This is a genomic window from Salmonella sp. WC3, assembly GCF_042932255.1.
Taxonomy (GTDB): Bacteria; Pseudomonadota; Gammaproteobacteria; order Enterobacterales; family Enterobacteriaceae; genus Salmonella; species Salmonella enterica.
The window spans coordinates 1,753,457-1,771,885 of the sequence record NZ_CP170629.1 but is presented as its reverse complement, the minus strand read 5'-3'; the positions used below and the strand labels follow the sequence as shown (position 1 = coordinate 1,771,885).

The following is an 18,429-nucleotide window of genomic DNA, read 5'->3' as shown; positions in this document are numbered from 1 at the left end:
CAGCCCGTATCCCCTGCCGCCTGGCAAAATCAGTCCTTGACGTTTTCGCCGGGCGAGAAAAAAAATTATCGCTATTTTTGGCAGATTATTGGCTAACGAGAAGGGAAAAATTGAGGCGTAGACGCTCACATTTTGCACATTTTTAGCATGGCGACGTCAGGAGGGTCTGGCGAAAGAACAGCAGGATCGTCAGATCCTGCAAGAAGGCGGTTTTTAAGCGCGGTCAGGCGCGTTCCAGGGGGCTGAGGTCCAGATACTGTCCTGTCGCCGCCTGCGATGGAGAAATGCCCAGCCACGGGATTTCCCCTAACAGCGGGGCCGGTATGACGCGGCGAAGCGTCGCGAGATATTCACCATGACGCGCGCCCGGCGGCTGTATGTCGTTGGCTATCCATCCGACAAGTGGTAATCCGGCCTGTTCTACCGCCAGCGCCGTCAGCATGGCGTGATTAATACAGCCCAGCTTGACGCCAACAACCAGAATCACCGGCAGCTGCTCCGTCTGTACCCAGTCGGCAAACGTCAGCGTGGCAGAGATCGGTGTAAACCAGCCGCCCGCCCCTTCTGTCAACACCCAGTCTGCCTGCGCCTCCAGCGTTCGCAATCCGCGTGATAACGCCGCCGCGTCTATCGCCCGGCCTTCGTCGGCGCTAACGATGTGGGGAGAGGTAGGCTCGGCAAAAGTATAAGGATTGATAGCGGAATAAGGTTGCGGCAGGCTGCTGTTACGCTGCAAGGCCAGGGCATCGCTATTGCGTAGCCCGTCGGTTGTCATTTCGCTGCCGGAAGCGACGGGCTTATAGCCTACGGTTTGATAACCTAACTGCGTTGCGGCCTGCAATAAGGCGCAACTGGCAACCGTTTTACCGACTTCAGTATCAGTACCGGTCACAAAATAGCGTTTAGTCACGTTCAATCACTCCCATAAAAAGATGGTACGTCAGCGGATATTTCCCCTGCCGCTGCGGCCATGCCAACTGAATCTGTCTAAGCCGGGCGCGGGTTAATACATCCGACTCCCGCCCTTCATGAAGATGGGTGGCGCCAATGCCTTTAAGCGAGCGCATCGCGCTCAGGGCATCCTCAAACCACAATGTCATCGCCTGAGTATGACGAGACGCCCGCCAGCCGCGCAGCGCGTGGTCAATGGCCTCTTCCGGCAAAAAGCTATTCGCGTGAGCGCGATTATCGACGGCCTGCCATGCCTGACGCAGCTCCGGCAACGCCCCCTGGCACAAGGTGGTAAACGCCACCACGCCGCCGGGCCGTACAACCCGATACAACTCGCTCAACGCATCACGTAAATCGCCGCACCACTGGACCGCCAGGTTGCTCCAGGCCAGGTCAAAAACGCCGGCGTCATGGGGAATCGCTTCGATATCCGCCAGCAAATAGTGATGCGCCGCCTGACGATCGCGAGCCTGTTGCAGCATCGGCAGCGAAAGATCCAGGGCGGTCACTTCGCTCCCCCGCTCTCGCCAGTAACGACTCATACGTCCGGGGCCGCAGCCTGCGTCCAACACACTGGCAAACTGGCGGCCTGTCAACAGCGTCAGCAGCGCATCCGCGCTGTGTTGCTGCAAAGAGGCGTGCTGTTCATATTGCGATGCGGCCCGGCCAAACGCCGCCGCAATAGCCTGCTTATTCACCTGCGCCATGCAGCACCTCCAGCAGACGGTCGATATCACACGCTTCATGCGCCTGCGTTAACGTTAAGCGCAGGCGCGCCGTGCCGACAGGCACCGTCGGCGGGCGAATCGCCGTCGCCCAGCATCCTTGTTGACGCAGCGCCTCCGCCAGGCGCAATGCACGGCTGTTATCGCCCACGATTAACGGCTGGATGGCGCTATGGGCATTCAGTAGCGTAAATCGGGACGCGTTAACGCCGGCCCGAAAGCGCTGAACCAGAGCGGCGAGTTTTTCGCGCCGTTCACCACCTTCATCGCTACGGATCACCGCCAGCGAGGCGCTTAACGCCTGCGCCTGGGCGGGCGGCATACTGGTGCTGTAAACCAGATGACGGGCAAATTGCAGCAGATAATCCGCGACGCTTTCCGAGCAGAGCACCGCTGCGCCGCTGACGCCAAACCCCTTACCGAAAGTCACCACCAGCAACTCAGGCTTCACCCCCCGTTGCCAGCAGGTGCCCCGCCCCTCATCGCCAGTCACGCCGATGCCGTGCGCATCATCAACCAACAGCCAGGCATGATGCCTGCGGGCAATGTGCTGGATTTCCGCCAGCGGCGCGCTGTCGCCGTCCATGCTGTATACACCTTCTGTCACCACCAGTTGCTGGCCCACGCAGGGCGATTGCAGTAAACGCGACAGATGCTGCGTATCGTTATGGATAAAGCGGCGAAGCTGCGCCGGACTCAGATTGGCGGCCTCCAGCAGGGAAGCATGACTCAACCTGTCGGCCACAATCCGGTCATTTTTTTTCATTAAGGCGGTAATGACCGCCTGATTCGCCGCAAAGCCAGAGATAAACAGCAGCGCGCGTGGATATCCTAACCATTGCGCCAGTTCCTCCTCTAACGCCTGGTGCGCCACGGAATAACCGCTGATATGACCCGACCCGCCGCTGCCGACGCCAAAACGTATCGCTGCCTGTTGCCAGGCGCGAATAATCTGCGGGTGTTGACTTAAGCCGAGGTAATCATTGCTGGAGAAGTTAAGATACTGTCGCCCGTTCGCTACCAGCCAGCGTCCGGCGCCCTGCGACACCACATAGCGGCGGCGCAACGTATCCGTCGCCCGACGCGCCGTCAGCGCATCGTCGACGCGTTGTTGCCAACTCATAAGGCTGCCGCGTTGTAATAATCATCGGTGTCAGGCGTCATCAGCGTCTGCTCCAGACGTTGCTGCTGCTCGTTATCGCCCGCCAGCACCCTGGTCTGCTGCGGATTCAGCCCCAGCTTACGGAATAACTGCAGATCCTTGTCCTCTGCCGGATTTGGCGTAGTTAACAATTTGCAGCCATAGAAAATCGAGTTCGCCCCGGCCATAAAGCACATCGCCTGGGTCTGCTCGTTCATCTGTTCACGCCCTGCGGAAAGACGCACGTATGAGGTCGGCATCATGATGCGCGCCACGGCGATAGTACGAATAAAATCAAACGCATCCACGTCATCGTTATCCGCAAGCGGTGTGCCTTTCACCTTCACCAGCATGTTGATTGGCACGCTTTCCGGCGGTGTCGGCAGGTTCGCCAACTGCAACAACAGTCCGGCGCGATCGGTAACCGTTTCGCCCAGACCCACAATGCCGCCGGAGCACACTTTAATCCCTGCTTCACGGACTTTTTCCAGCGTGTCGAGGCGCTCCTGATAGGTACGGGTAGTGATGATATTGCCGTAAAACTCCGGCGAGGTATCGAGGTTGTGGTTGTAGTAATCCAGCCCGGCGTTAGCCAGGCGCTGCGCCTGGCTCTCGTTCAACATGCCGAGCGTCATACAGGTTTCCAGCCCCATCGCTTTGACGCCCTGTACAATCTTCTCCAGATAAGGCATATCGCGTTCATGCGGATTCTTCCAGGCCGCTCCCATACAGAAGCGGGTCGAACCGGCGTTTTTCGCTTTACGGGCGGAGTCCAGTACCTGCTCTACCTCCATTAAACGCTCGGCTTCCAGCCCGGTTTTATAGCGCGAGCTCTGCGGGCAGTATTTACAATCCTCCGGGCAGGCGCCGGTTTTGATCGACAGCAGCGTACTAACCTGTACCTGCTGCGGATCGAAATGCTGGCGATGAATTTGCTGCGCTTCAAACAGCAATTCCAGCAGTGGTTTTTCAAATAATTCGGTTACTTGCGACAGTGTCCAGCGTGGGTGGCGAGCCATCGGGCTTCTCCAAAATATGTTGTTTGTTTTTGATATGGTGTAGACTCGTAAACCTAAATCTTTTTAATTTGGTTTACAAGTCGATTATGACAACGGACGATCTGGCCTTCGATAAACGCCATATTTGGCATCCTTACACTTCCATGACCTCGCCGCTGCCGGTATATCCCGTTGAGCGGGCCGAAGGCTGCGAGCTGGTTCTCGCCTCGGGCGAACGCCTGATTGAGGGGATGTCCTCCTGGTGGGCGGCCATTCATGGTTATAACCACCCGCAATTGAATGCGGCGATGAAAGCGCAAATTGACGCCATGTCGCATGTCATGTTCGGCGGCATAACCCATACACCTGCGGTGAATCTGTGCCGTAAGCTGGTCGCGATAACGCCTGAGCCGCTGGAGTGTGTCTTTCTGGCCGACTCTGGTTCGGTGTCGGTAGAAGTGGCCATGAAGATGGCGCTGCAATACTGGCAGGCGCGCGGCGAATCGCGTCAGCGTTTTCTGACGTTTCGCCACGGTTATCATGGCGACACGTTCGGCGCGATGTCGGTGTGCGATCCGGATAACTCCATGCACAGCTTGTGGAAAGGCTATCTGCCGGAAAATCTGTTCGCGCCGGCGCCGCAAAACCGGATGGATGGCGAATGGGATGAAAGCGACATCGCGCCATTTGCCCGCCTGATGGCCGCGCATCGCCATGAAATAGCCGCCGTGATTCTGGAACCTATCGTTCAGGGCGCGGGCGGGATGCGCATATATCATCCACAATGGCTCAGGCGTATTCGTAACATGTGCGATCGCGAAGGCATTCTGCTGATTGCCGATGAAATAGCCACCGGGTTTGGCCGTACCGGCAAACTGTTCTCCTGCGAGCACGCCGGGATCGCGCCGGATATTCTGTGTCTCGGCAAAGCCTTAACCGGCGGCACCATGACCCTCTCGGCAACGCTCACGACACGCCAGGTTGCAGAGACTATTAGCAACGGCGAGGCGGGGTGTTTTATGCATGGCCCGACGTTTATGGGGAATCCGCTGGCCTGCGCCGTCGCCTGCGCCAGCCTGACGCTGCTGGAAAGCGGCGAATGGCGTCAGCAGGTGGCGTCTATCGAGTCTCAGTTACGCGCTGAGTTAGCCCCCGCGCAAAGTTCGCCCTGGGTGGCGGATGTGCGGGTGTTGGGCGCGATTGGGGTGGTTGAAACCACGCATCCGGTCAATATGGCGGCGCTTCAACGCTTCTTCGTCGGGCAAGGCGTCTGGATCAGGCCGTTCGGCAAGCTAATCTACCTGATGCCGCCCTACATTATTCGTCCGGATCAACTGCGCCGTTTGACCCAGGCGGTCAATGACGCGGTACACAATGAAACATTTTTTAGCCATTAATCAGCGGTAAGCGATGCTGCTTCTGGCTACACTTCTGGTGAGTCAAAAGGAGAGCGCATGAAACTTATCAGCAACGATTTGCGCGATGGAGATAAGCTTCCTCATCGCCACGTTTTTAACGGTATGGGCTATGATGGCGATAATATTTCGCCGCATCTGGCCTGGGACGACGTGCCGATGGGCACCAAAAGTTTTGTCGTGACCTGTTACGATCCCGACGCGCCGACCGGCTCCGGCTGGTGGCACTGGGTGGTGGTAAACCTCCCGGCGGATACGCGCGTACTGACCCAGGGGTTCGGCTCAGGCCTGGTGGCCGTACCAGACGGCGTCATTCAGACGCGTACCGATTTCGGTAAAGCGGGCTACGGCGGCGCGGCGCCGCCTAAAGGGGAAACGCACCGCTATATCTTTACGGTTCACGCGCTGGACGTCGAGCGTCTTGACGTTGATGAAGACGCCAGCGGCGCGATGGTCGGCTTTAACGTGCATTTCCATTCGCTCGCCAGCGCCTCGATAACGGCGATGTTCAGTTAAACGCTGTGCCGGATGGCGGCGTAAACGTCTTACCCTGCCAACGGGTTGGGTAAGCCGAATAAACGCCGCGCCATCCGGCAGCATTCACATAAAGTCCGGCACCAGACGCTGTAACGCGCCTTGCGCCAGCAGCGTCGTCGCACACTCAATATCGGGTGCGAAAAAACGATCCTGCGTATAGTGCGCCACCCGCTCGCGCAGTGTCTGCCGCGCCTGTTCCAGTAACGAGCTGGAGGTTAACCCTTCCCGTAAATCTATCCCCTGACAGGCCGCCAGCCACTCCACGGCAATGATGCCGCGGGTATTCGCCGCCATTTCCCAGAGTCGCCGCCCTGCCGCCGGGGCCATTGAGACATGATCTTCCTGATTCGCCGAGGTCGGCAGGCTATCCACGCTGTGCGGGTGCGCCAGCGCTTTATTCTCGCTGGCGAGCGCCGCGGCGGTGACCTGGGCAATCATAAAACCGGAATTAACGCCGCCATTTTTCACCAGGAACGGCGGTAACTGCGACATATGTTTATCCATCATCAGCGCGATGCGCCGCTCCGATAGCGCGCCGATTTCCGCTATCGCCAGCGCCAGATTATCCGCCGCCATGGCAACCGGTTCAGCATAGAAGTTACCGCCGGAGATCACCTCCCCCGCATCGGCAAAGACCAGCGGATTATCGGACACCGCGTTGGCCTCAGCCAGCAGTACCTCTTTCGTCTGACGTAACTGGGTCAGACAAGCGCCCATTACCTGCGGCTGGCAGCGAAGGGAATACGGGTCCTGAACTTTATGACAGTGGTGATGTGATTCAGCAATAGCACTGGTATCGGTCAACAGATGCCGGAACAACCGCGCGGCGTCAATTTGCCCCTGTTGTCCGCGCGCGGCATGAATGCGCGCATCAAAAGGACAGCGCGATCCCAGTACGGCTTCGGTAGTCAGCGCGCCGCAGACAACGGCGGAGGCAAATAACTCCTGTGCCTCAAACAAACCGCGCAGCGCGAAGGCCGTTGATGCCTGGGTGCCATTAAGCAGCGCCAGCCCCTCTTTGGCCGCCAGCGCGACAGGCTCCAGTCCGGCCTTTTTTAGCGCCGTCTGCGCCGGAAGCCATTCGCCCTGCCAGCGCGCTTTTCCTTCGCCAAGCAGCGTCAGCGACAGATGCGCCAGCGGCGCTAAGTCGCCCGACGCGCCAACCGAGCCTTTTGCCGGAATCAGCGGATACACGCCGGCATTCACCAGAGCGATGAGCGCTTCTATCACGCTCAACCGAATCCCGGAAAACCCGCGCGCCAGACTATTGATTTTCAATACCATGATCAGACGCACCATCGCGTCATCCAGTGGGTCGCCTACGCCCGCGGCGTGAGACAGCACCAACAATCGCTGTAGATTTTGCAAGTCTTCATCAGCGATGCGCGTCTGCGCCAGCAGGCCGAAACCGGTGTTGATGCCGTAGGCGGTACGCCCTTCGGCAACGATATCATTGACGCACGCGACGCTGGCGTTAATGCCGTCAATGGCGCTGGCGTCCAGCCGAAGCTGTACCGGATGACGCCAGATATCGTACAGTTGAGAGAGACTTAACTGCCCCGGAGTGAGTGTCATGGTGTTCATATCAGCCTTTCCCCTGCGTCGCCGCAACCATCGGTAAATTCAGACCTTGCTCAACAGCGCATTCCACCGCGAGATCATATCCGGCATCGGCATGGCGCATGACGCCCGTCGCCGAATCGTTGTGTAACACGCGGCGAATACGCGCGGCGGCCTCGTCAGTGCCATCACAGACAATCACCATACCGGCGTGTTGCGAAAAACCCATCCCCACTCCGCCGCCATGATGGAGCGATACCCATGTCGCCCCGCTGGCGGTATTCAGCAACGCATTTAACAGCGGCCAGTCGGAAACCGCGTCGGAACCGTCGCGCATCGCTTCGGTTTCACGGTTAGGGCTGGCGACAGAACCGGAATCCAAGTGATCGCGGCCAATCACAATGGGCGCGGATACCTCGCCGCAACGCACCATTTCGTTGAACGCCAGCCCCAGTTTTTGCCGCCACTCCAGGCCTACCCAGCAGATACGCGCCGGTAACCCCTGAAAATGAATGCGCTCGCGCGCCATATCCAGCCAGTGATGCAGATGTTTATCCTCAGCCACTATCTCTTTGACTTTGGCATCGGTTTTATAGATATCCTGCGGATCGCCGGACAGCGCCACCCAGCGAAACGGCCCGATGCCACGACAGAACAGCGGACGAATATAGGCTGGCACAAATCCCGGAAAATCAAAGGCGTTTTCCACCCCCATCTCTTTCGCCATCTGACGAATATTGTCGCCATAGTCAAAGGTCGGCACGCCCATTTTACTGAACGCCAGCATCGCCCGAACATGCGCCGCCATGGAACGTTTCGCTGCCTGCATCGTCCCGTGGGGATCGGATTGCGCGTTTTTCTGATACTCCTCCCAGCGCCAGCCGGAGGGTAAATAGCCATGTAGCGGATCGTGGGCGCTGGTCTGATCGGTCACCAGGTCCGGGCGCGCGCCGCGATTAACCAGTTCCGGCAGGATATCCGCCGCATTCGCGCACAGGGCGACGGACACGGCTTTCCCCTCGCAGGTGTAGCGCGTAATGCGGGCCAGCGCGTCATCCAGCGTGGCGGCCTGCTCATCCACGTAGCGAGTACGCAGACGAAAATCGATACGGCTTTGCTGGCATTCAATCGTCAGCGAACACGCTCCGGCCAGCGTCGCGGCTAGCGGTTGCGCGCCGCCCATGCCGCCCAGCCCGGCGGTCAGCACCCAGCGTCCCGCCAGCGTGCCGTTATAGTGCTGACGCCCCGCCTCGACAAAGGTTTCGTATGTTCCCTGCACGATTCCCTGACTGCCGATATAGATCCAGCTTCCGGCCGTCATCTGACCGTACATCGCCAGCCCTTTCGCATCCAGTTCGTTAAAGTGTTCCCATGTCGCCCAGTGGGGAACCAGGTTGGAGTTGGCGATTAATACCCGCGGCGCGTTGTCGTGCGTTTTAAATACGCCGACCGGTTTGCCAGACTGAATAAGCAACGTTTCGTCCGCCTCCAGCCGGGTGAGCGCATCAACAATAGCGTCATAGCATTCCCAGTTGCGCGCGGCGCGACCAATCCCGCCGTAGACCACCAGCTCATGCGGATTTTCCGCCACGTCAGGATCGAGATTATTCATTAACATCCGCAGCGGGGCTTCTGTCAGCCAGCTTTTCGCCGTTAATACCGTGCCTCTGGGCGCGCGGATAGTCTGCTGACGATACTTGCTTTCAGGCATAGCAATGACTCCTCATTATTATCGGTCTGCCATCGCCAAATAACGCTAAAACGCCACTATCAGGCACCGCCGCAGACCCACAGATAAGAATCAGACATATACTTGTCTATACAAGTAAGCACAAGAATAGAGTTAACAAAAATGATACAATTTTGTTATATTGTGTCAGCAATCACGTTTTCCGGCAGCAGTCCGCTCAGGAGATAAATCGTCCCTGTAGCCGGTAGCGTGACCCGGGGAAAAGTAAGCGGGCGTGAGAAACAATCCGCGACGCGGACCAGGTTGTACGACGAATGAGCAGACAAGGCTCATGCTCTTTGATAGTTAACCACGCGCACTCTTGCGCCGTGGCGCGCACCGCCTCCACAATATGTTCCCCTTCCGTTAGCGGCGCGATCCGCGACAAATAAGCGTGCGGCGTGGTCTGACGGTAATCCTGCGTCAGGTAATCCACGGCAATATCCGCATTCACGCAGCGATCTTCAATTTGTACCGGCAGATCGTTTTCATAATGCACCATGATGGAATGGAAAATGACATCGTTCTCATTGACGTTGAGAGCGCTGGCCTGGATGGCGTTTGCCCGCACGCGCTCCAGCGTGAGCACCTCACAACGATGCTGATGACGGCGGGCGGCAATCTCCTCGGCGATACTGCGGACTTCAAACAGCGCGGACTGGCCTTTCGGTTCGGCGACAAACGTCCCCACGCCCTGTAAACGCACCAGCCACCCTTCATCCGTCAGCTCACGCAGCGCCCGGTTGATGGTCATTCGGCTAAAGCCATACTGAGCGACCAGTTCAGCTTCCGACGGAATGCGATCGTGCGGCTGCCAGACGCCGCCGGCTATTTTTTTACAGATGTCCTGTTTCACCGTTTCGTAAAAAGGCGCAGGCGCAGAACGGGAGCGGGATGAATACATGCGTGAAGCCTTCCTTATGCGGATAGTGTTTTCCGGATGACAGATTAACGCCACCAGTGCGCGATTTGCCAGCCAAGCCGCGCCGCCACGCGCGCCGCTGCGCCATCTTCATCAAAGCGTGGATTAAATTCAACCAGATCCGCCGCCTGTAATTTTCCGCTGCGGCAAACCGGCTCAATTAAACGCAGAACCTGTATCAGCGGCACGCCCAGCGCTGCGGGAGCGGAGACGGCCGGCATTTCCCAGACAGGCAATATGTCGAGATCGATAGTCAGATAAATTTTATCCACCTTGTCGATAAACTGCGTCATCTGCGCCAGCGCGTCATCGCAGTCCAGATCTTCCACCACGGTAACATTCCGCCACTGCGCTTCCCGCCACAACGCCTGCGTATTCGCCGCACGGCTCACGCCGAAACAGGCATAATGAAACGCGCGGCTCTGCGCGTCGCATAGCTGCGCCAGTTGACGAAACGGCATCCCGGATGTTGCCTGGTCGGTCTGACGGAGATCCAGATGCGCATCAAGATTAATGATCCCTACGCTTTCCTGCGCAAACGCGTCCAGCACCCCCGCGCCGTGTCCAAACGCGGTTTCATGCCCGCCGCCCAGCACCAGCGTGCGCATCCCGGCCCGCAGGCAGCGGCTTACCGCATCGCGCAAGGCCTGCTGCGCGCCTTCCAGATCGGGCGTCGGCACAACCCAATTGCCTAAATCCACCAGCCGTTCATGTCCCTGGTGGCTGGCCATATTCGCCAGCGCTTTACGCAACGCGTCCGGGCCGCCTGCCGCGCCGGGACGACCTGCATTGCGTTTTACCCCCTCGTCGCAGGCAAATCCCATTAACGCGATCTTTTGCTGCCAGTTTTCGGGGGAAAAGGTCTCGCTGCGCGTGACGGTCTGAAACAGACGCCGCGCATCCGGCGCTTCTATACTGTCATCGCGCCCCTGCCAGAGCGCCGGAGAAGCCGGATACCATTGCGTCATGAGATTTTTCCTCTGTATACCCGCTGATATAAAGGGTTACGCCCCGGCTCATACACAATCTCTACCGGCTGTTCAGCATCCCACACCACAAAATCCGCCCGGTAGCCGGCCCTGATCTGCCCATGCGTCGCCTGTCTTCCCAACGCGCGTGCGGCATGGCGCGTAACGCCCGCCCATGCCTCTTCCGGCGTCAGACCAAACTGTACGTAGGCCATATTCATCGCCAGATGCAAACTGCAAAACGGGCTGGTGCCGGGATTGAAATCGCTGGCGACGGCGACAGGCACCTGATAGCGGCGCAGCAGTTCCACCGGCGGGCGCTGCGTCTCGCGCAGAAAATAAAACGCGCCGGGCAACAACACGCCGACAGTACCGCCGTCACGCATCGCCGCGACGCCCGCTTCATCAAGATATTCGATATGATCCGCCGATAAGCCCTGATAACGGCTCACCAACTGCGCGCCGCCCAACAGCGAAAGCTGCTCAACATGGCCTTTAACGAGAATACCTAACGCCTTCGCCGTCTGCAATACGCGCTCACTCTGCGCCACATTAAAACCGACGCTCTCGCAAAAGAGGTCTACCGCATCAAATAACCCTTTTTGCCAGAGCTGCGGAATCATCGTCTCGCAGACCAGAGTGATGTAGCCGTCCGGGTCGTCACGATACTCCGCTGGCGTAGCATGAGCGGCCAATAGCGTGGGGCTAATGTCGATAGCGTTTTCGGCGGCAAGTTTTGCAGCGACGCGCAACAGCTTTTCTTCTGTCGCCAGCTCCAGGCCATAGCCGGATTTAATCTCCAGCAGCGTAACGCCTTCGCTGGCAAGGCGCATCATGCGTTCGCGCGCCAGCAGGTAGAGCGGCTCCTCCGCACAGGCGCGGGTTGCTGATACCGTCGCGTTAATGCCGCCGCCCTGAGCGCTAATATGCTGGTATGACGCGCCGTTAAGCCGCTGTTCCCACTCTGCGGCGCGGTTACCGGCAAACACCAGATGCGTGTGGCAATCGATAAGTCCCGGGGTTACCAGTCGTCCCTGCATATCATGGATATTGTCCCCGCTGACAGGAAGCTGCGTCTCTGGCACGATATCGCAAATATGCCCTTCGCGTACAATCAGCGCCTGGTTATCCACCAGCCCGTACGGGGCTTGCCGCTGCGGGTCCATTGTCGCCAGCCTGATGTTTCGCCAGACAGTATCGCCCGGTAAAAGTTGCCGCATTCCTGTCGCTCTCTTGCCTGTCATGAGTTGTATAGACATTTATTTTCTTTCTGCTCCGGATTGTCAACTCAAAGCGCGAAAGTTGTTGCTTAATTGTGATAAAACTATCTGATGCGACAGGTGTTTCCAGCCTGAAAAGGAACTTTTTACCTTTTCGCCTTCCCGTTTCGTTCAACTTAGTATAAAAAAGCAGGCTTCAATGGATGTCATTTAACTTTTTTCAAGCCCGGAGCAACCTGTGAATACATTATCGGTTTCCCGTCTGGCGCTGGCACTGGCTTTTGGCGTGACGCTGAGCGCCTGTAGCTCTACGCCACCCGATCAGATCCCTTCCGATCAAACCGCGCCTGGCACCGCCTCGCGCCCCATTCTGTCGGCAAATGAAGCGAAAAACTTCGTTGCGGCGCGCTATTTTGCCTCCCTGACGCCGAATACCGCCCCGTGGTCGCCGTCGCCGATTACCCTGCCCGCACAGCCTGACTTTGTGGTGGGGCCGGCAGGTACGCCAGGCGTTACGCACACCTCAATTCAGGCCGCGGTCGATGCGGCAATGGTTAAACGCACGAACAAACGCCAGTACATTGCTATTATGCCGGGCGACTATCAGGGGACCGTGTATGTTCCCGCCGCGCCGGGAAGTCTGACCCTGTACGGGACCGGTGAAAAACCGATCGATGTGAAAATTGGGATGGCGATTGATGGTGAAATGAGCGTCGCTGACTGGCGCCGCGCGGTGAATCCCGGCGGGAAATATATGCCTGGTAAACCCGCCTGGTATATGTTCGATAACTGCCAAAGCAAACACGCCGCGACGATCGGTGTGATGTGTTCTGCCGCGTTCTGGTCGCAGAATAACGGTCTGCAGCTACAAAATCTGACCATCGAGAACACGCTGGGCGACAGCGTCGATGCCGGAAACCATCCGGCGGTGGCGCTGCGTACCGATGGCGACAAAGTCCAGATTAACAAGGTCAATATCCTTGGCCGCCAGAACACCTTCTTTGTGACCAACAGCGGCGTGCAGAACCGTCTGCAAACCGATCGTCAGCCGCGTACGCTGGTGACGAACAGCTATATTGAAGGCGATGTGGATATGGTGTCCGGACGCGGCGCCGTGGTGTTCGATAACACCAACTTCCAGGTCGTCAACTCCCGCACACAGCAGGAAGCCTACGTTTTCGCCCCGGCGACGCTGTCCAATATTTACTATGGCTTTTTGGCGATCAACAGCCGCTTTAACGCCTCCGGCGATGGCGTTGCGCAGCTTGGCCGCTCGCTGGATGTCGACGCCAACACCAACGGTCAGGTCGTGATCCGCGACAGCGTGATTAACGAGGGCTTCAACGTTGCCAAACCGTGGGCCGACGCGGTCATCTCGAAACGTCCGTTTGCCGGAAATACGGGAACCGTGGATGACAAAGACGAGGTGCAGCGTAATCTGAACGACACTAACTACAACCGCATGTGGGAATACAACAACCGCGGTGTAGGCAGTAAAGTGGTGGCGGAACCTAAGCAGTAATCGCCGTTCCGGTTCAGGCTTATAAACGGGCCGCCGCAGCAGATGTGGCGGCCCGTGGTTTTACTGCAAGCGATGTTTATTGAAATTAATCAGGCATCCCGCCTTGATGAGCTCCAGCCCGCCGCCCTCCGGCACACAGCGCTTTAGTACGCGTTCACCATAACCCACATTGGCCCCTGGCCGACGGCATAACGGCCTTTTTCCGTCAGCAACCCCTGAGTGCCCGTAATTTCATAGACCGCGATATGATGTGATTTTTGACCCGCTGCAATCAGGTATTTTCCGCTATTGTCGATATTAAAGCCGCGCGGTTGGGCTTCCGTCGGCTGGAAGCCTTCAACGCTCAGTACGCTGCCATCTTCGGAGACACTAAAGACGGTAATCAGACTGGCGGTGCGGTCACAGGCATACAGATACCGTCCATCCGGCGTAATATGAATATCCGCCGCCCAACGGGTATCGGAAAAATCGGCGGGCATCATATCCAGGGTTTGTACGCACTCTATCTCGCCATGCGGATTTTTAAGCTGCCAGACATCCACCGAACTGTTCAGTTCATTGACGCAATACGCATATTGTCGATTCGGGTGGAAGACCATATGACGCGGGCCTGCCCCTTCAACTGTATTTACTTCCGCCGGCTCCTGGGCCACCAGATGGCCGTCATCGCTTAGCGTAAACAGACAAATGCGATCCTGTTTTAGCGCAGGCACCCACAAGGTACGGTTATCAGGCGTAATATTCGCCGAGTGACAGCCGTCCAGCCCCTCCACCACATCCACCAGCTCAACCGGCAGGCCATCCTGTAAGCGCATCACGCTGACATTACCGGCGTTATACGAGCCGACAAAGACAAAACGACCATGATGATCGGTAGAAATATGGGTCGGGCTACCCGGCAGGGCGGATTCGGCGGCAAACGTCAGCGCGCCATCATCCGGCGCAATACGATACGCCAGGACACGAAACTCCGGGCGCACGCCGACATAGAGGTAGCGTTTATCCGGACTGACCACCATCGGCTGAACCTGACCGGGCACATCCACGACCTGCACCAGCGTCAGCGTCCCTTCGTGGTTCAGGCTCCAGACGTGAATTTGCTGACTCTCAGGGCTGGCGGTATAGACTGTTTGTTTCATGAATACTCCTTTGCATATGGCATGTAGCTGCAATAACAGGACACAGCTTAACGTAGTCGCTTTTGACGGCGAATGCTGAATTCAGACGCAGAATTTTGTCTGCTTACCGTCCCGGTGTACCATGCCGACAGACGGAATTATTACTCTTAATCTGGAAAAAATTATGACTGCACGCGTGATTGCCCTCGATTTAGACGGAACATTATTAACCCCGCATAAAACCTTACTCCCCTCCTCGCTTGACGCGCTATCACGCGCCAAAGAGGCGGGCTTTCAACTTATCATTGTCACTGGTCGCCATCACGTTGCTATTCATCCTTTTTATCAGGCGCTGGCGCTGGAAACACCTGCTATTTGCTGCAACGGCACCTATTTGTATGATTATCAAGCTAAAACTGTCCTGGATGCCGATCCTATGCCCGTGGATAAGGCGTTGCAGTTGATTGATTTACTGGATGAGCATCAGATTCACGGCCTGATGTATGTTGATGACGCTATGCTTTACGAACACCCAACCGGTCACGTCGTGCGTACCTCCCGGTGGGCGCAGACCTTGCCGCCGGAGCAACGTCCGACCTTTACACAGGTATCTTCGTTGGCGCAGGCGGCGCGCGACGTGAATGCCGTGTGGAAGTTTGCGCTTACCGATGAAGATATTCCCAGGCTACAGCGGTTCGGTCAGCATGTTGAACAGGCGCTTGGCCTGGAGTGCGAATGGTCATGGCACGATCAGGTGGATATCGCGCGCAAAGGCAACAGTAAAGGCAAGCGCCTTACCCAGTGGATAGAAGCGCAGGGAGGGTCAATGAAAAATGTGATCGCTTTCGGCGATAACTACAACGACATCAGTATGCTGGAGGCGGCAGGCACCGGCGTTGCGATGGGCAACGCCGATGAGGCGGTGAAAGCGCGCGCTGACGTCGTGATCGGCGATAACACTACCGATAGCATCGCCAAATTTATTTACACCCACCTGCTATAGTCAGGCGGTGATAGAAACGCTTTTCACCTGCGCGTAAAGCCACAGGCCAGGCTTGATATTCAGCTCATCCCTGGCCCACGGGCTTATTCGCGCCCACAGCGTTCTGCCGCCTATCTCAAGCTGGACTTCCACCTGTCCGTTATCGTCATAACAATTCGCCACTTTTGCCCGCAATACGTTGCGGATACTGGTCTGCTGCGGCGGCTGTAGTACCAGCGAGACATCCGACGCCTGTATACGAATACGCAGTGTGGATTGCAGCGGCTGATTGAGTTTATTTACCCACAGGTGCTGGTCGCCAAGCGCCAGAGCGGTCATGGCATAATGCGGGTGATGCTCCAGCACGCTGACTTTCAGAATACTGCTCTGTTGCTCTTTCGGCAGCCACGGGTGCATAACGCTGCTTCCCCAGACCTCCTCCAGCGGGCCAAACGCTTTAACCTGTCCATCCTCCAGCACCATGACTTTATCCGCCAGGTGGAGAATTTCATCGAGAGAATGGCTGACATACAGCATGGGAATATTGATTTCCCGCGCCAGCCGTTGCAGGTACGGCAGTAATTCGCGTTTACGCGGGATATCCAGCGAGGCCAACGGTTCGTCCAACAGCAGCAACTCCGGGGCGGTGAGCAATGCCCGGCCTATCGCTACGCGCTGTTTTTCTCCGCCGGACAGGCTCCCCGGCAGGCGATCAAGCAACGCTTCAATTCCCAGCAGCGACACCAGCTTATCAAACTGACCGGTCATGTTTTTCGCCATGCCGTAGCGCAAATTGCCGCGTACTTTGTAATGAGGGAACAGGCGCGCATCCTGGAAAACATAACCGATGCGGCGCTTTTCCGGCGTTAAACAGATACCGTTTTCCGCGTCATGCAACACCCGGCCATTCAGCGCGATGCGTCCTTTTTGCGGGCGAGTCAAACCGCTGATGGCATTAATCAGCGAGGTTTTTCCCGCGCCGGAGACGCCAAAGATAGCCGTGATCCCACTGGCTGGCAGCGTTTCGTTGAGGGTTAAACAGTGCGTTCCCAGCGTCTGGGAAAAATTAAGCTCCAGCATGGTTAGCGCCCCGTCCGTTCACGGCTAATCCGCGCCAGCCATTCAGAAATCAACAGCGAAATCAGCGCTAATACAATCGAAATCACGCACAGCCTCGCCGCCGCGCTCTCCCCGCCAGGCGTCTGAATCAAGGTATACATGGCGGAAGGTATGGTGCGGGTTTCGCCCGGAATATTGGAAACAAAGGTAATGGTCGCGCCAAATTCGCCAAGCGAACGGGCAAACGCCAGCACCGTACCGACAATAATGCCCGGCAGGGTAAGCGGTAAGGTGATAGTCAGAAAAACGCGCCAGCGCCCGGCGCCCAGCGTTCTGGCGGCCTGTTCGAGCTTGATATCCACCCCCTCCAGCGCCAGCCGAATGGCCCGCACCATCAGCGGGAAGGACATCACCGCCGCCGCCAGCACGGCGCCGCGCCAGCTAAAGGCAAACGTGAGACCGAACCAGTCATACAGCCACTGGCCAATAAATCCGCGTCGCCCCATCGACACCAGCAGCAGATAGCCGACCACCACCGGCGGCAGCACCAGCGGCAGATGCAGGACGCTATCAAGTAAGGCTTTGCCCGGAAACCGGCATCGCACCAGTAACCAGGCAAAAAAGATCCCAAACGGCAGGCTAAACAGCACGGCCAGGGAAGACACTTTCAGGCTAAGAAGGACAGCCTGCCATTCTGGATCGGTCAGTATCATTACTTCGTCGTAAATCCATAACGTTTAAAGATTGCCGAGGCCTGCGGTCCTTTCAGGTAATCATAGAACGCGCTGACGGTCGCATTTTTATGCCCCTCCACGATAGCGATGGGGTATTCCACTTTTTTATGTGAATCTTCCGGGAACGTCGCCACCACGTTGCCCCCCTTGCTGGCGACCGCATCAGAACCGTATACAATGCCTAAAGGCGCTTCGTTACGTTCGACCAGCGCCAACGCGCCGCGCACATCCTCGCCCGGCGCCAGTTTCGGTTCAAGCGTTTGCCATGCGCCCAGCTTTTGCAGCGCTTCTTTGGCATAAATTCCCGCCGGTACGTGTTGCGGATCGCCCACTGCCAGACGTCCGCCGTTCAGCAGACGAATCCAGTCCGTTTTGTTGTCGATGGTAAACGGTTTCTGCTCGCTGGCTTTCGGCGCCACCACCACCAGGCTATTGCCAAGCAATGTTTCGCGCGTCGTGGTATCCACCGCTTTTTTATCGGCTGCGTAATCCATCCATTTCTGGTCAGCAGAGATGAACAGATCCGCCGGCGCGCCCGCTTCTATCTGGCGCGCCAGCGTTGAAGAGGAGGCGAATGAGGAGACCACATCCACATTTTTCTCTTTTTTATATTCTGCCGCAATGTCTTGCATCGCGTTCGTTAGCGACGCGGCGGCAAATACGGTGATCTTGCCTTCATCCGCCAGCGCATGACCAGCGATGACGAAAGATAATGTCGCCCCTGCAACCTGGCGTAACCAGGAATGCGCCATCTGTAACTCCTTGTGCGTTTCGTTATGTAAACGACAATATAACGATAATCTCAGGGGTTTCCCAGCGGTTATTCATACCCATTAACGATTAAACAC

17 protein-coding genes are annotated in these 18,429 nt (G+C 57.3%); 4 read left to right on the top strand and 13 right to left on the bottom strand.

The genetic code is table 11. The features are described 5' to 3' along the window. Positions 1-223: 223 nt before the first annotated feature. The 4 genes from bioD to bioB are packed head-to-tail and all read right to left on the bottom strand — an operon-like array spanning position 224 to position 3,836. Complete coding sequence (gene bioD, locus ACFK9X_RS08365; RefSeq protein ID WP_151116130.1) at positions 224-910, bottom strand: dethiobiotin synthase; 687 nt, start codon at positions 908-910, stop codon at positions 224-226. Next, on the bottom strand, positions 903-1,658 hold the full coding sequence (gene bioC / locus ACFK9X_RS08360; protein WP_151116127.1) for a malonyl-ACP O-methyltransferase BioC: 756 nt from the start codon (positions 1,656-1,658) through the stop codon (positions 903-905). The genes bioD and bioC overlap by 8 nt, the downstream gene beginning before the upstream one ends. Continuing rightward, the gene (bioF, locus tag ACFK9X_RS08355) at positions 1,642-2,799 is read right to left on the bottom strand and encodes an 8-amino-7-oxononanoate synthase (RefSeq protein ID WP_023242032.1); all 1,158 of its coding nucleotides are present in this window, start codon (positions 2,797-2,799) and stop codon (positions 1,642-1,644) included. Before bioF ends, bioC begins: the two co-directional genes overlap by 17 nt. Beyond that, positions 2,796-3,836, bottom strand: coding sequence for a biotin synthase BioB (gene bioB / locus ACFK9X_RS08350; protein ID WP_000090724.1), 1,041 nt, complete (start codon positions 3,834-3,836; stop codon positions 2,796-2,798). Before bioB ends, bioF begins: the two co-directional genes overlap by 4 nt. Positions 3,837-3,922: 86 nt before the next feature. Between bioB and bioA the strand changes: the two genes are divergently transcribed. Both bioA and ACFK9X_RS08340 read left to right on the top strand, forming a co-directional pair. Next, on the top strand, positions 3,923-5,212 hold the full coding sequence (gene bioA / locus ACFK9X_RS08345) for an adenosylmethionine--8-amino-7-oxononanoate transaminase (protein ID WP_151116125.1): 1,290 nt from the start codon (positions 3,923-3,925) through the stop codon (positions 5,210-5,212). Positions 5,213-5,269: 57 nt separating this feature from the next. Further along, the gene (locus ACFK9X_RS08340; RefSeq protein WP_000767403.1) at positions 5,270-5,746 is read left to right on the top strand and encodes a kinase inhibitor; all 477 of its coding nucleotides are present in this window, start codon (positions 5,270-5,272) and stop codon (positions 5,744-5,746) included. A gap of 84 nt (positions 5,747-5,830) precedes the next feature. Here ACFK9X_RS08340 and hutH read toward each other — a convergent pair whose 3' ends face one another. From hutH to hutI, 5 genes are all read right to left on the bottom strand, one after another. Next, on the bottom strand, positions 5,831-7,351 hold the full coding sequence (hutH, locus tag ACFK9X_RS08335; protein ID WP_151116123.1) for a histidine ammonia-lyase: 1,521 nt from the start codon (positions 7,349-7,351) through the stop codon (positions 5,831-5,833). Between the two features lies 1 nt (position 7,352). Beyond that, positions 7,353-9,038 carry a urocanate hydratase gene (gene hutU, locus ACFK9X_RS08330; protein ID WP_151116121.1) on the bottom strand — a complete coding sequence of 562 codons (1,686 nt, stop codon included), beginning with the start codon at positions 9,036-9,038 and terminating at the stop codon, positions 7,353-7,355. A 196-nt stretch (positions 9,039-9,234) separates the two neighbouring features. After that, positions 9,235-9,960: a histidine utilization repressor gene (locus ACFK9X_RS08325; protein WP_151116119.1), complete on the bottom strand. Its 726-nt coding sequence runs from the start codon at positions 9,958-9,960 to the stop codon at positions 9,235-9,237. A gap of 44 nt (positions 9,961-10,004) precedes the next feature. Then, positions 10,005-10,946 (bottom strand): formimidoylglutamase, encoded by a 942-nt coding sequence (gene hutG, locus ACFK9X_RS08320; protein WP_151116117.1) that lies wholly within the window; start codon positions 10,944-10,946, stop codon positions 10,005-10,007. Continuing rightward, positions 10,943-12,166 carry an imidazolonepropionase gene (gene hutI, locus ACFK9X_RS08315; protein WP_151117913.1) on the bottom strand — a complete coding sequence of 408 codons (1,224 nt, stop codon included), beginning with the start codon at positions 12,164-12,166 and terminating at the stop codon, positions 10,943-10,945. The genes hutG and hutI overlap by 4 nt, the downstream gene beginning before the upstream one ends. 238 nt (positions 12,167-12,404) lie before the next feature. Between hutI and ACFK9X_RS08310 the strand changes: the two genes are divergently transcribed. Continuing rightward, on the top strand, positions 12,405-13,688 hold the full coding sequence (locus ACFK9X_RS08310; RefSeq protein ID WP_001094776.1) for a putative acyl-CoA thioester hydrolase: 1,284 nt from the start codon (positions 12,405-12,407) through the stop codon (positions 13,686-13,688). A 143-nt stretch (positions 13,689-13,831) separates the two neighbouring features. Here the strand turns inward: ACFK9X_RS08310 and pgl are convergent, their stop codons facing one another. Then, positions 13,832-14,827, bottom strand: a complete 996-nt coding sequence (gene pgl, locus ACFK9X_RS08305; RefSeq protein WP_151116115.1) for a 6-phosphogluconolactonase — start codon at positions 14,825-14,827, stop codon at positions 13,832-13,834. Between the two features lie 163 nt (positions 14,828-14,990). On the opposite strand from pgl, the gene ACFK9X_RS08300 reads away from it, so the two are divergent. Continuing rightward, the gene (locus ACFK9X_RS08300; protein WP_001748281.1) at positions 14,991-15,809 is read left to right on the top strand and encodes a pyridoxal phosphatase; all 819 of its coding nucleotides are present in this window, start codon (positions 14,991-14,993) and stop codon (positions 15,807-15,809) included. On the opposite strand, the gene modC is transcribed toward ACFK9X_RS08300, so the two are convergent. The 3 genes from modC to modA are packed head-to-tail and all read right to left on the bottom strand — an operon-like array spanning position 15,810 to position 18,333. Next, a complete protein-coding gene (gene modC, locus ACFK9X_RS08295; protein ID WP_000891706.1) occupies positions 15,810-16,868 on the bottom strand; it encodes a molybdenum ABC transporter ATP-binding protein ModC in 1,059 nt (352 codons plus the stop codon). 2 nt (positions 16,869-16,870) lie between these two features. Further along, on the bottom strand, positions 16,871-17,560 hold the full coding sequence (gene modB / locus ACFK9X_RS08290) for a molybdate ABC transporter permease subunit (protein WP_000604026.1): 690 nt from the start codon (positions 17,558-17,560) through the stop codon (positions 16,871-16,873). Beyond that, a complete protein-coding gene (modA, locus tag ACFK9X_RS08285) occupies positions 17,560-18,333 on the bottom strand; it encodes a molybdate ABC transporter substrate-binding protein (protein WP_151116113.1) in 774 nt (257 codons plus the stop codon). Before modA ends, modB begins: the two co-directional genes overlap by 1 nt. Between the last annotated feature and the right edge of the window lie 96 nt (positions 18,334-18,429).

Bases quoted from the DNA above. Each gene is read 5' to 3' on its own strand.
- hutU (WP_151116121.1), bottom strand. From the start codon at position 9,038: ATGCCTGAAAGCAAGTATCGTCAGCAGACTATCCGCGCGCCCAGAGGC.
- hutH (WP_151116123.1), bottom strand. From the start codon at position 7,351: ATGAACACCATGACACTCACTCCGGGGCAGTTAAGTCTCTCTCAACTG.
- bioC (WP_151116127.1), bottom strand. From the start codon at position 1,658: ATGGCGCAGGTGAATAAGCAGGCTATTGCGGCGGCGTTTGGCCGGGCC.
- bioF (WP_023242032.1), bottom strand. From the start codon at position 2,799: ATGAGTTGGCAACAACGCGTCGACGATGCGCTGACGGCGCGTCGGGCG.
- hutG (WP_151116117.1), bottom strand. From the start codon at position 10,946: ATGACGCAATGGTATCCGGCTTCTCCGGCGCTCTGGCAGGGGCGCGAT.
- ACFK9X_RS08340 (WP_000767403.1), top strand. From the start codon at position 5,270: ATGAAACTTATCAGCAACGATTTGCGCGATGGAGATAAGCTTCCTCAT.
- bioB (WP_000090724.1), bottom strand. From the start codon at position 3,836: ATGGCTCGCCACCCACGCTGGACACTGTCGCAAGTAACCGAATTATTT.
- modB (WP_000604026.1), bottom strand. From the start codon at position 17,560: ATGATACTGACCGATCCAGAATGGCAGGCTGTCCTTCTTAGCCTGAAA.
- ACFK9X_RS08300 (WP_001748281.1), top strand. From the start codon at position 14,991: ATGACTGCACGCGTGATTGCCCTCGATTTAGACGGAACATTATTAACC.
- pgl (WP_151116115.1), bottom strand. From the start codon at position 14,827: ATGAAACAAACAGTCTATACCGCCAGCCCTGAGAGTCAGCAAATTCAC.
- modC (WP_000891706.1), bottom strand. From the start codon at position 16,868: ATGCTGGAGCTTAATTTTTCCCAGACGCTGGGAACGCACTGTTTAACC.
- ACFK9X_RS08325 (WP_151116119.1), bottom strand. From the start codon at position 9,960: ATGTATTCATCCCGCTCCCGTTCTGCGCCTGCGCCTTTTTACGAAACG.
- modA (WP_151116113.1), bottom strand. From the start codon at position 18,333: ATGGCGCATTCCTGGTTACGCCAGGTTGCAGGGGCGACATTATCTTTC.
- bioA (WP_151116125.1), top strand. From the start codon at position 3,923: ATGACAACGGACGATCTGGCCTTCGATAAACGCCATATTTGGCATCCT.
- hutI (WP_151117913.1), bottom strand. From the start codon at position 12,166: ATGCGGCAACTTTTACCGGGCGATACTGTCTGGCGAAACATCAGGCTG.